At 70.6% G+C, this 12,425-nt stretch carries 6 protein-coding genes; 4 read left to right on the forward strand and 2 right to left on the reverse strand.

Annotated elements, in window-relative coordinates; genetic code table 11:
- Positions 1-14: 14 nt before the first annotated feature.
- The 4 genes from ABH920_RS25230 to ABH920_RS25245 all read left to right on the forward strand — a co-directional run bounded on the left by ABH920_RS25230 (position 15) and on the right by ABH920_RS25245 (position 5,235).
- Complete coding sequence (locus tag ABH920_RS25230) at positions 15-1,265, forward strand: aspartate aminotransferase family protein (RefSeq protein WP_370351592.1); 1,251 nt, start codon at positions 15-17, stop codon at positions 1,263-1,265.
- Between the two features lie 35 nt (positions 1,266-1,300).
- Positions 1,301-2,518, forward strand: a complete 1,218-nt coding sequence (locus ABH920_RS25235) for a thioester reductase domain-containing protein (protein ID WP_370351593.1) — start codon at positions 1,301-1,303, stop codon at positions 2,516-2,518.
- Between the two features lie 79 nt (positions 2,519-2,597).
- Complete coding sequence (locus ABH920_RS25240) at positions 2,598-4,796, forward strand: MMPL family transporter (RefSeq protein WP_370351594.1); 2,199 nt, start codon at positions 2,598-2,600, stop codon at positions 4,794-4,796.
- 46 nt (positions 4,797-4,842) lie between these two features.
- Positions 4,843-5,235 (forward strand): DUF3291 domain-containing protein, encoded by a 393-nt coding sequence (locus ABH920_RS25245; RefSeq protein ID WP_370351595.1) that lies wholly within the window; start codon positions 4,843-4,845, stop codon positions 5,233-5,235.
- Positions 5,236-5,545: 310 nt separating this feature from the next.
- Here ABH920_RS25245 and ABH920_RS25250 read toward each other — a convergent pair whose 3' ends face one another.
- Positions 5,546-8,941: an amino acid adenylation domain-containing protein gene (locus ABH920_RS25250; RefSeq protein WP_370351596.1), complete on the reverse strand. Its 3,396-nt coding sequence runs from the start codon at positions 8,939-8,941 to the stop codon at positions 5,546-5,548.
- Between the two features lie 21 nt (positions 8,942-8,962).
- A complete protein-coding gene (locus tag ABH920_RS25255) occupies positions 8,963-12,292 on the reverse strand; it encodes a type I polyketide synthase (protein ID WP_370351597.1) in 3,330 nt (1,109 codons plus the stop codon).
- Positions 12,293-12,425 lie beyond the last annotated feature (133 nt).

A 12,425-nucleotide genomic window follows, 5' to 3' on the forward strand; every position in this document is an offset into this window, starting at 1 on the left:
GACGGGGACAGGTTATGAGCGACATCAAATCCGGGGACGCCAAGGCGACGTTCAAGCAGGTGAAGAAGCACTTCTCGCCGTCGCTGGCGATGGCCGGGAAGTTCATGGGCCAGGGCGCGGTCGAGACCTCCGCCGAGGGCTGCCGGGTGACGCTGTCCGACGGCCGCCAGGCGCTGGACTTCGGCTCCTACGCGGTGGCGCTGCTCGGACACCGGAACGTCGCGGTGGTCCGGGCGGTCCGCGAGCAGCTGGACCGGATGCCCACCTCGACGCGCTCGGTGCTCAACCCGGTGCCGGCGCTGGCCGCCGAGACCGTCGTGGACTACCTGGGCGGCGCGCTGCCGAAGGTGTACTTCGGCGGCGGCGGCGCGGACGCGGTCGAGGTGGCGGTCAAGCTGGCCCGCGTGGCGACCGGCCGCAGCACCGTGATCGCCGTCGAGGGCGCCTTCCACGGCAAGACCCTCGGCGCCCTGGCGCTGACCCACCACGACCGGTTCCGCGGCGGGCTGGACTCGGTGCTGCCCGGCGCCGTGCACATCGACCCGACGCAGCCCGACGCGGTCGCCCGGGTGCTGGCCGAGACCGACGACGTCGCGGCCCTGATATTCGAGCCCGTCCAGGGCGAGAACGGCGTGACCACGCTGGACCCGGCGATCCTGGCGCGCTGGTGCGCCGACGCCAAGGCGGCCGGCGCGTTCGTCATCGCCGACGAGATCCAGGTCGGCCTCCGGCGCTGCGGCGAGCGGTCCGTGGCGCTGGCGGCCGGCCTGCCGGTGGACGCGGTGCTGCTGGGCAAGGCGCTCGGCGGCGGCGTGGTGCCGGTTTCGGCCATGGTGTGCACCGAGGAGCTGTACGCGCCGCTGGCGGCCGACTTCGTCCTGCACACCGCGACCTTCTCCGGACACCCGCTGGCCACCGCCGCGATCGTGCCCGCGCTGGCCACCATCGAGGAGCACGTCGCGGACGGCCTGCGGGTCAGCGCCGAGATGGCCGCCGGGCTGGCGGCGATCGCCGCCGACCACCCGGAGTCCGTCACCGCGGTGCGCGGCCGGGGCCTGCTGTGGGGCGTGGACTTCGTCTCGCCGGAGTTCGTCGGCGAGGTGCAGGTCGGCCTGGCCCAGCGCGGGCTGGTCGTCTCGACCTGCCTGAGCCGGCCGGAGGTGTTGCGGCTGATCCCGCCGATCGTCGCCACCTCCGAGGACATCGAGCAGGCCCTGTTCCTGCTGCGCGGATCGATCGAGCAAGCCCGCGCCGCAGTGGCGTAGCCCGAGACGGCGAGAACAGTAAGGAAGGCAAGGACATGACATCTGCCGACATCGAAGGCGACACCACCCAGATCGAAGGCGACGCCGCCCAGCTCGCCGAGGACAGCGTGCTGGCGGCGGACATCGAAGGCTTCACCCCGCGTATCCCCGTGGCGCAGGCGACGTCGGTGCTCCTGACCGGGGCGACCGGCTTCGTCGGCTCGTTCCTGCTGCGCGAGCTGCTGGCCACCGAGCTGACGGTGCACTGCCTGGTCCGCGGGGACTCCGCGGAGGCGGCTCGTGAGCGGCTGCTGGCGAACCTGGAAGCGCTCGACGTGGACGTCACGGACGTGGCCGACCGGATCGTGGTCGTCCCCGGCGACATCACGCTCGAACGGTTCGGCCTGTCCGAGACCGACTACCAGGCGCTCGCCGGCCGGGTCGAGGCGATCTACCACACCGCGGCCAAGGTCAACTTCCTGACTCCGTACAAGTGGCTGCGCAAGGCGACGGTCAGCGGGACCCACGAGGTGCTGCGCTTCGCGTGCGCGGCCTCGGCCCCGTTGCACCACGTCTCGACCGCCGGCATCTTCAACGGCCGGACCGGGGACAACACCACCCCGCGCGACGAGCAGTACCCGACCGGCCCGGCGGACGACATGCCGCTGGGCTACTCCAAGGCCAAGTGGGTCGCCGAGGAGCTGATCTCCACGGCGCGCGAGCGCGGCGTGCCGGTCACGGTGCACCGGCCCACGCAGGTGTGGGGCGACTCGCGCTCGGGGGCCTGCCAGCGCAACGACTTTGTGTGGCGCTTCGTCATCGGGTCGGTGCAGGCCGGGGCGTACCCGCGGAACTTCCGGCTGAAGATGAACCTGGTGCCGGTCGACTACGTGTGCGCGGCGATCGTGGCGATCTCGCGGCAGGAGGCCGCGATCGGCGGGAACTACCACGAGATCGGGCCGGAGGCCATCGAGTCGGCGACGATTCAGGGCTTCATCGGCGCCGCGGGATACGACCTCAAGGAGGTCAGCATCATCAAGTGGCTCAAGGCGATCTCGGCGCAGGGCGTCAGCAACGCGATGTTCCCGCTGATCCGCACCGCGATGCTGATGGAGCAGGAGGAGCAGCCGCCGTTCGGCGACGAGGTGACGCGCGGGTTCTTGCGCGGGGCCGGGGCGCAGGGGGCTGACATCACGTGTCCGGCGATCGACGAGGTGTTGTTCGCCAAGTACGCCGACTACTTCGTGCGGCGCGGGTTCCTGCCCGCGGCGTGACGGGGTGCGGTGACTTCCTGCTGCTGACGTGTGCTCCGCTGCTGACCTTGACTCTCGACTGCTGAAAAGGGCTGAGACAGTGTTCGAAAGACTCGGGCGTTTCATCCATCGCCGGCGTTCGGTGGTTCTGGCGGCGTCCGTCGTTCTGGCGGTGCTGTCGGGGATCTACGGGGTCGGCGTGTTCGGGGACATGGTGCCCAACGGCTTCGAGGCGAAGGGCGCGGACAGCCACACGGCGGCCGTGCTGGCCGACAAGTCGTTCGCGCAGCGGAGTCCCGACGCGGTCGTCATCTATCGCAGCGCCGACCGCACGGTCGACGATCCGGCGTTCCGCCAGGCCGTGGAGGGCGTGCTCGACGCCCTTCCGGCCACGGCGGTCACCGGGTCGGTCGACTACTGGCGGTCCGGGATGCAGGCGCTGGTCAGCAACGACCGGCACGCGACGTACACGTTGTTGAACTTCGTCGGCGAGGACGACAACAGCAAGCAGAACAGCTATTTGAAGGTCAAGGACAAACTGTCGGCGGCGGGCTTGCAGACCATCCAGGGCGGCAACACGCCGGCCGGGTACGAGGCGGGGCAGCAGGTGGGGAACGACCTGGGGATGGCCGAGGGGCTGTCATTCCCGGTGTTGTTCATCTTCCTGGTGGTCGTCTTCGGGGGACTGGTCGCTGCGAGCCTGCCGCTGGCTGTGGGCGGGCTGTCGATTCTCGGGTCGATGGCGGTGCTGAGGTTGTTTGCTCAGTTCACTGATATCTCGGTGTTCGCCATGAGCCTGGTGACGATCCTGGGGTTGGCGGTGGCCATCGACTACGGGTTGTTCATCGTCAGCCGGTACCGGGAGGAGATGGAGCAGGGGCGTTCCGGTGCTGATGCGCTGTCGCGGACGTTGGCGACGGCGGGGCGGACGGTCGCGGTTTCCGGCGTCACGGTCGCTGTCGCGCTGGCTTCGATGGCGTTCTTCCCGTTCGCGTTCCTGAAGTCGATGGCTTACGGCGGCGTTGCGGCGGTGCTGTTGTCGATGTTCTTCTCGCTGGTGGCGTTGCCTGCTGTTTTGGCGCTGCTGGGTTCGCGTATCAATGCTCTGTCGCTGTGGAAGCAGCGTTCGGTGATTCCGAGTGCGACAGGGTTCTGGTACCGGTTGTCGCAGGCGGTCATGCGCCGGCCGGTGCTGGTCGCCTCGGCTGCTGTGGTGCTGTTGCTGGCGTTGGCGTCGCCGGTGTTGCGGATCCAGTTCGGGGTGAACGACGCGCGTCAGCTGCCGAACTCCGCTCAAGGGCGGCAGGTGTTCACCATGCTGCAGACGGACTTCCCCGACGGTGGCGCCAAGACCATCGACGCGGTGTTGGTGCTGCCTGCTGCCGCTGGTTCTGCTGGTTCCGCTGAGCAGGCAGCGCTTGATTCTTACGCCAAGCGCCTGGCCGCGGTTCCGGGTGCGCGTAGTGCGCAGATCACCGGCACTGGCGGCGATGTCGCGCGGGTGTCCGTGGACTACGACGGGGTGGCGGTGTCGACGCCGAGCCGGGACCTGCTGCACCGGCTGCGTACCGTGGCGCTGCCGGCCGGCGCGAAGGCGTACTTCGGCGGGGAGACCGCGCAGTACGACGATACTTTGAGGCTGCTCGGCGCGACGCTGCCCGGGATGCTGGCGTACATCGCGGTTACCACGTACATACTGCTGTTCCTGGCGTTCGGTTCGGTGCTGTTGCCGCTGAAGGCGATGGCGATGAACCTGCTGTCGCTGGCGGCGACGTTCGGGGTGCTCGTCTGGGTTTTCCAGGACGGCCACTTCGAAGGCCTGCTGGGTTTCCAGTCGACGGGCAACATCGAACCCAACAACCCGATCATGCTGTTCGCCCTGATCTTCGGACTGTCGATGGACTACGAGGTCTTCCTGATGTCGCGGGTGCGCGAGCAGTACGTGGCGCTCGGCGACCCGACGGCCGCGGTGGCGACCGGTGTGCAGCGCACCGGGCGGCTGATCACCAGCGCGGCGCTGCTGATGTGCGTGCCGCTGGCCGCGATGTCGTCCAGCAAGATCCTGACGATGATCCTGTTCGGGGTGGGGATGGTGGTCGCGATCGTGCTGGACGCGACGGTCGTCCGCATCCTCCTGGTCCCGGCGATCATGCGACTTCTGGGACACGCCGGCTGGTGGGCCCCCGCACCGCTGCGGCGGGTCTACGATCGCTTCGGTATCCGCGAATCAGACGGCGAACTCGCACCGTCTCTGCCCACTCACCCGCCGGCCGACACGGTCGAAAGCCCCACGCACTGATCCAGCACACTGACCCCGCACGTCTCTCACCACGAAGGAACCCGCCATGCCCGCTCTGCCCTGGACCAAGGGACCCTTCAAGCCCGCCGAGGACGCCGAGCTGCACGTGCTCACCTCCCGCCTGCCGCTCCGCAAGTACACGGACGTCCCGCGGTTCCTGATGTGGACGCTGCGCATCCGCAAGCAGCTGCGCAACGCTCCGGGCTGCGCGGGCTACGCCCTGGACGCGAAGCTGCTGAAGAAGACCTTCTGGACCCTGTCGGCCTGGTCGGACAAGGCGGCGATGGACCAGTTCGTCCGCGAGGGCTCGCACGCCGCGATGCTGGTCGCGATGCAGGGGCGGGTCGGGAACCCGAAGTTCATCGAGACGCCGGCCGGCGCCGGGGATCTGCCGCTGGCGTGGAGCGCGGCTCGGGAGCGGATCGCGAGTCTGGGGTGAGGGTTGCAGGCTTTTCTGACGGCTTCGCCTAAGGTCTGGTGACCCCGTAGGGGGACGCAGTTCGGGTGAGCACCGGCGGTCGCATTGGCGGCCGCCGGTTTTCGTGTGCCCGACCACGCACCGGTCTGAGCCACTGCGCGCACGTTTGGTCTGGCGGCTGTCTGCCGGGTTTGGTGGGCGCCAGGGGGCGGATCTCAGTGGTCGTGCCTGTAAAAACACCTGTAAGCGCATCCCGACCGCCCGCAGCCACAAAAAGGCCCGGCGCGACCTCCCGTGGAGATCGCGCCGAGCCGTCAACTCGGGACCAGCGTTACCCGACCTCCCCCTCAGCCCGCAGCACCGCCGCGAGCCGGGCGACGGTCGGGTTGTCGAACAGCCGCCGGAGTCCGTCGTCCTGGCTTCCGCCGGCGCCGAATTCCTTCGCGATCCGCTCCTGGATTCCGATCGCGCGGAGGGAGTCGCCGCCGAGTTCGAAGAAGTTTTCCTCGATGCCGAAGTCGTCGCGTTCCAGGACCTCGCGCCAGAAGCGGAGCAGGGTCCGCTCCAGTTCGTCGCGCGGTTCCGACGGTGTCGCGGAAGCCTGCTGCTCGCGGGGTGCCGGGAGCGCCGAGACGTCGACCTTGCCGTTCGGGCTCAGGGGGACCTTCGGGATCAGCAGGTAGTGCCGCGGCACCATGTACTCCGGCAGCAGTTCCTCCAGCTCGGCGCGGAGTGCCTCGGCGGCGGGGTGGGGGCGGCCGGCGGGGGCTTCGCCTTCGGTGGGGACCAGGTACGCCACCAGCTGGCGGCGGCCTGTGCGGGGGTGGGTGTCCACCGCGACGATCGCCTCGCGGATGCCCGGGTGGCGGCGGAGGGGGGCCGCTATCTCGCCGAGTTCGATGCGGTAGCCGTTGACCTTCACCTGCGAGTCCTCGCGGCCCAGGAACTCGATGTCGCCGCCGGGGAGGTAGCGGCCGAGGTCGCCGGTGCGGTACAGGCGTGCCTTGGTGCGGGGGTGCACGATGAAGCGTTCCGCCGTGCGCTCCGGGTCGCCCCAGTAGCCGCGGGCCACGCCGCTGCCGCCGATGTAGATCTCGCCGGTCGCCCAGACCGGGCTCGGTTCGAGCCACTGGTCGTAGACGTGCATGGTCTGGTTGGCCAGGGGCTTGCCGTAGGGGATCGACGTCCACTCCGGCGGTACTGCGCCGATCGGGTGGTGGATCGACCAGATCGACGCCTCGGTGGCGCCGCCGAGGCTCATGATGCGGGTCGCCGGGTACGTCGCGCTGATGCGGTCCGGCAGGGTCACCGGGATCCAGTCGCCGCTCATCATCACCAGTCGCAGGGCGGTGCCGGGCGGGGCCGCGTCCGCGTCGTGCGCGTCGATCCACGCCTGCATCAGCGCCGGGACGGTGTTCCACAGCGTCACCTGGTGCCGGTTCACCAGCTCGCTCCAGTGCCGCGGTTCGGCCGAGCGGCCCGGTTCCGGCATGACGACCGCGCCGCCGGCTGCCAGGAGGCCGAACACGTCGTACACCGACAGGTCGAAGCTGAGTGCGGACAGCGCCAGCACTCGGTCCTGCGGGGTGACCTGGAAGCGGCCGTTGAGGTCCTGGATGGTGTTGGCCGCGGCGCGGTGGTCGATCATGACGCCCTTCGGCGTGCCGGTCGATCCGGACGTGAAGATCACGTACGCCAGGTCCTCCGGGGCCGGTCCGGTCGGCGGCGGGGTAGGCGGCGCCGAGCGCACTTCGGCGTCCGTCAGGGTCAGCAGGCTGATGTCGTCGGGCCAGCTCAGCTCGTCGCGCAGGCGGGGCGTCGTGACCACCGTCCGGACCCGGCCCTGCCGCAGGATCTGCTCGCGCCGGGCGGCCGGCCAGTGCGGCTCGATCGGCAGGTATGCCGCGCCCGACCTGGTGACGCCGAGGGCGGCGGCCACCTGCGCGTAGCCCTTCTCGGCGATGATGCCGACCAGCGTGTCGCGCTCCGCGCCGGCCGAGTGCAGCACGTGCGCCAGCCGGTACGCGTCCCCGACCAGCTCGCGGTAGCTGTGCTCGCCGCCGTCGGCCGTGATCACGGCCACCGCGTCCGGGGCCCGCTCGGCCTGCTCCTCGACCAGGTCGCAGAGCGTCCGCGCCGGGATCGGCGCCTCGGTGTCGTTGGCCCGGCAGCGCTCCACGGCCTGCGCCTCCGGCAGGACGACGAGCTCCGCCTCGTCCCAGGCGCCCTCGCTCCCGCCGAGCTGCTCCAGGCACGCGCGGTGCGCGGCGAACATCTCCGCCACCATGTCGTCGGGGAACAGGCCGTCCACGTAGTCCCAGTTGACCAGCAGCTCGCCCCGCTCCTCCAGCACCTGGTAGTCCAGCCAGACCTGCGGCGTCTGGCTCGCGCCGAACACGACGTCGCCGAACATCTGCGCCGACTCGGTGATGTTCGACGCGGAGTCGAACCCGATCATCGACGTGAACACCACCGGCATCGCGGCCCCTGGCCGCCCGCCGAGGCGCCTCGCGCGCTCCCGCAGGACCCGGACTCCGGAGAACGAAGAGTGTCCGAGGTCTTCCATCAGCTGGTGGTGCAGCCGCTTGGCGCGCCCGGCGAAGGAGTCCTCGGACTCGGGCCGCGATTCCAGCAGCACCACCGAGGTGAAGTCGCCGATCACCTCGCCGAGCCGCGGATGCGACGGCGGCCGGTTGAACAGCGTCAGGTTCAAGGTCAGCTCCGGCCGCTTCGACCAGCGGCGCAACACGTCGGCATAGGCCGCCAGCAGCACCGCCGACGGAGTCAGGCCCCTGCTGCGCGCCGTCTCCTTGATGGCCGACCAGTGCTCCGCGGACAGCCGGGTGTGCTGCCGGGCGAACGCCGGGCGCGAGAGCTGCCCGGGCTGGACCGCCAGCGGCAGCTCGGGAGCCGGCGGCAGCTGGTCGAGCCGGTCCAGCCAGTACTGCTTGTCCGCCTCGAACCCGCGCCCGTCCTGCTGCTGCTTCTTCTCGGCGAGCACGTAGTCGCGGAAGCTGACGTCCAGGGGTTCGGGCTCGGTCTCGGGGTGGCTGTAGAAGGTGAACCAGTCGCGCTGGAAGATCCCGATGCTGAACCCGTCCATGATGAGCATGTCGAAGCTCATGTGCAGCCGCCAGCGCCGGTCCTCCAGCTTGGTGGCCCGGATCTCGAACAGCGGCCAGCGGTCGGCGGGGATGATCTGGTCGGACAGCTCCGCCCGGATCGCCTCGATCCCGGCCTCCCGCCCGGCGTCATCCAGCCCGGACAGGTCGGCGACCGCGATGTCGTACTCCGGCACCTCGGGCCGGACCTGCTGGTACCCGCCGGGCTGGATGACGGCGCGGAGCATGCCGTGCCGCCGGATGAGCTTGTTCAGCGCCCGGCCGAGCCGGGGGACGTCCAGATCCACGGCGTCGAACTCGAGATAGCCGTGCGCCGCGTTCCCGCCCAGCTCCACCGCCGGCGTCCGGCCCACCCAGTAGGCCTGCTGGATGTCGGTCAGCGGGAACGGCTCGTGCCACTGGGCCGGCTGCGCCCGCAGGCCCGCCGGCTCGTCCGCGCGCTCGGCCCGCGAGATGATCTCGATGAGCTCGTCCTTGCGCAGGCTCATCTCCTCGCGCAGCGCGGGCGTCAGGGCGCCGGGCGGCGCCGTCACGTGCAGCTTGCCGTCGGCGAGCCTCAGCCGCACCCCGCGGCGGTACAGCTCGGCGAACAGGTCCGTGGTCATCGTGGCTGCCTTCCTGGCGGGTTACAGGATGAGTTCTTCGATCTCGCCGGCGGCCGCCGGCTCTTCGTCGCCGGTGACGACCAGGCTTCGGGCAGCCAGGGACCGGCAGACCAGGTCCACGACGTCCGCCACGGTGGCCTCGCCCAGCAGGCGCTGCGGCGGGACGTCCACGGACAGCACGGCGCGCAGCTGCTCCCGGAGCCGCATCGCGCGCAGCGAGTCCAGGCCGAGATCGCCCAGCCGCAGTTCGGGGAACCGCTCGCGCAGGTTCTCGCGGTCGTCGTCGAGTCCTTCGACCATGGTGGTGACCCGGGTGAACAGGATGTCGGTGAAGGTCTGTCGCGCGGCCTGCGGTTCTTCGATGGCCAGGCGCGACAGTTCTCCGACATCCCAGGACGCGGTGTCGTCCGGCTTCAGATCGGCGAGATCAGCCGGGTCGGCGGCAGTGTGTCTGAGCCCTGTGATGCTCGCCAGCGGTTCGCCGGAGTCGGAGTACAGCTCCAGGTCGATCGGGCCTTCGGAGGTGCGGCGTGCGTGGCACCACAGTCGGTGTGGGAGGTCGCGGTGGCGGGTGAGCTGGGACAGGCTCGACGGCAGCCACGTCCGGTCGGAGTCGCCGCCTTCGACCAGCGGCAGCGCCGTGCGGAAGCAGGCTTCGAGAACAACAGGATTCAGAAGGTACTGATCGGTGTCGGCCTCGATGAGTGCCAGGGCCTCGTCCTCGCCCAACCGGGCGCGCAGCCCGTTCAGATACGTGGCGGACGGGACTGGCTGGTCGGCCTGCGTGGCCGAGGCCGTGAACACCGGCGTCCAACCGCGGTCGGCGTCCGCGCTGAAACCGCGGATCGCGCCGTGGGAGTGGACCGTCGTCTGGAGGACGAGGGGGAGCGCGGCGGGCTCACCGAGGGCGAGATCCTCGATCGTCAGGGTATTGCCACCGTGGCTTGCGGCGGCCAGTGCCCACTCGGCGACGACGGCCAGCGGCAGGGTAGGTGCGTACCAGGGCTCTTGTGCGGTCAGCACCTGGGAGAAGCGGCGCTCGGTCGAGCCGGCGAGGTCGATCGGGCCGCCGAGCAGCGGATGCACGGATTCCTTGACGATGTCGGGCCCGGCTCCCGCGCGGCTCCGGCCGGTCGGCGCGTCGAGCCAGAAGCGTCGGCGCTGGAACGGATACCCGGGCAGCCGGATCCGTCCGGCGCCGGTCCCGGCGAAGACCGCCGGCCAGGACACGGATGTCCCAGCGGTGAAGGCCGTGGCCAGACGCGGCACCAGCTGATCAGCCGTGATGTCGGGATCCAGCTCCAGGACGCTCGCCGCTCCCCGCGCCCGGACTTCGGACCGGACGTCCTCGGCGTCGGAGCGCAGGAAATCGGCCGAGGCCCAGTAGCTCGGGTCGGCCGGGTCGCCGCCGGTGGAGACGAGGGTGAGACGCGGCTTGGCGTAGTCGATCCGCTGTGCGGTGGCGCACAGGGTGTCGGGCGCGCAGGCGCTCGCCGCGAGTGACAGGGCGTCGGCGTACGACAGGATCCCGGCGACGTGTGCGGCGGCGATCTCGCCGATTCCCGAGCCCGCGACGAGCTCCGGTGCCACTCCGCACGCACTCAGCCGCTCGTAGGCCTGCACCATGGCCGGGAAGCATTCGGCGGCCGAGGCGGGTTCGCAGCCCACGAACACCATCGCGGTCTTCGCCGAGGCGGAAGCGCCGGTGTGCAAGCCGGGTGCGTCGTCGCCACGAGCCAGGGCCGCCAGCGCGGCGAGGTGTTCGTCGACGGACGCGGCCAGAATCACCGCGCGGTGCTTGAACGAGGACCGGTGGGCCAGCGAGACTGCGACCTCTGCGATACCGGCCGGTGAAGTGGCGAGAAAGGAACCGAGCTCCGCGGCCATGGCTCGCAGCGCCGGTTCGGTCTTCGCCGAAAGCACCCACGGTGTGGCCGAACCAGCGGCCGAACCAGCGACCGGACCCTCGGCATCACCCGGAGCGCTGTCGGCTTCTGCCGCAGCCGCCTCCTCAAGAATCACATGCGCGTTGGTCCCGCTGATCCCGAACGACGACACCCCGGCCCGCCGGGGCCGCCCCTCGGCCGGCCACGGCACCGACTCCGTCGTCGGCACGACGGTCCCGTCGGACCAGTCGACGTACCCGGACGGCCGGTCGATGTGCAGCGTGCGCGCGTGGATCCCGGCGCGCATGGACATCACCGTCTTGATCACGCCGGCCACGCCGGACGCGGTCTGCGTGTGCCCGATGTTCGACTTGACCGAGCCCAGCCGCAGCGGCCGGGCCGGATCCCGCTTCTCGCCGTAGACGGCGATCAGCGCCTCGGCCTCGATCGAGTCGCCGAGCGCCGTGCCGGTCCCGTGCCCCTCCACCGCGTCCACCTGGTCGGGGGTGAGCCCGGCGGCCTCCAGTGCCTGCCGGATGACCGCTTCTTGCGCCGAACGGCTCGGCGAGGTCATGCCGTTCGTCGCGCCGTCCTGGTTGATCGCCGTGCCGCGGATCACCGCGAGCACGGAGTGGCCGTTGCGCTGTGCCACGGACAGCCGTTCCAGCGTCAGCAGCCCCGCGCCCTCGCCGAACCCCATGCCGTCCGCGGCGCTCGCGTAGGGCTTGCAGCGGCCGTCGGCGGCCAGGGCGCCGCGGCGGCTGAACTCGTCGAGGACGCTGGAGGTGGCCATCACGGTGACGCCGCCGGCCAGTGCCAGGTCGCAGTCGCCGCGCCGCAGGGCCTGGCACGCGAGGTGGATGGCCACCAGCGCGGAGGAGCAGGCCGTGTCGATGCTGATCGCCGGCCCGCGCAGGCCCAGGGTGTGGGAGACGCGGCCCGAGGCCGTGCTCGGCGAGCTGCCGATGATCAGCTGGTCCGCGACGCTCGCCGGGAGCGCGTCCCGGGGCCCCGCGCCGTAGTCGGAGTAGGACACGCCGGCGTAGACGCCGGTCTGGGATCCGCGCAGGCCGACCGGGTCCACGCCGGCGTCTTCGAGTGCTGACCACGCGGTCTCCAGCAGCAGCCGCTGCTGCGGATCCATCGCCAGCGCCTCGTGGTCCCCGATCCCGAAGAACTCGGCGTCGAACAGGTCGGCTCCGGTGATGAAACCGCCGCGGCCCGCGCCGGAACCGGAGCTCCAGCCGCGGTCGTCGGGAAACGGCGAGATCCCGTCGCCCTCGCCGGCCACGAACCGCCACAGCTCGGCCGCGGAGCGCAGGCCGGGGGGAAAGACGCAGCCCATGCCGACGACGGCGATCGGCTCGGAATCCCTGAGCTCGGCCTCGCGCAGCCTCCGGGCGGTCTGCTGAAGTTCGCCGGTGGCCTTCTTCAGATACTGGCGCAGCTTTTCTTCATCGGCCATGACTGATGCGGCCCCCTGCTATTGGTAAAGTGATTCGCGGACCCGGGATGGATTTCTTGTCGCATTCCCGATTCCCGCCTCGACCCTACGGGGGCGGCCCTGATCGCCGACACCCCACTTCCACCCCTACCGG

Source organism: Catenulispora sp. EB89, from assembly GCF_041261445.1.
Classification (GTDB): Bacteria; Actinomycetota; Actinomycetes; order Streptomycetales; family Catenulisporaceae; genus Catenulispora.

Excerpts from the sequence above, each read along its gene's own strand:
- ABH920_RS25230 (WP_370351592.1), top strand. The coding sequence starts at position 15 with ATGAGCGACATCAAATCCGGGGACGCCAAGGCGACGTTCAAGCAGGTG.
- ABH920_RS25235 (WP_370351593.1), top strand. The coding sequence starts at position 1,301 with ATGACATCTGCCGACATCGAAGGCGACACCACCCAGATCGAAGGCGAC.
- ABH920_RS25245 (WP_370351595.1), top strand. The coding sequence starts at position 4,843 with ATGCCCGCTCTGCCCTGGACCAAGGGACCCTTCAAGCCCGCCGAGGAC.
- ABH920_RS25250 (WP_370351596.1), bottom strand. The coding sequence starts at position 8,941 with ATGACCACGGACCTGTTCGCCGAGCTGTACCGCCGCGGGGTGCGGCTG.
- ABH920_RS25255 (WP_370351597.1), bottom strand. The coding sequence starts at position 12,292 with ATGGCCGATGAAGAAAAGCTGCGCCAGTATCTGAAGAAGGCCACCGGC.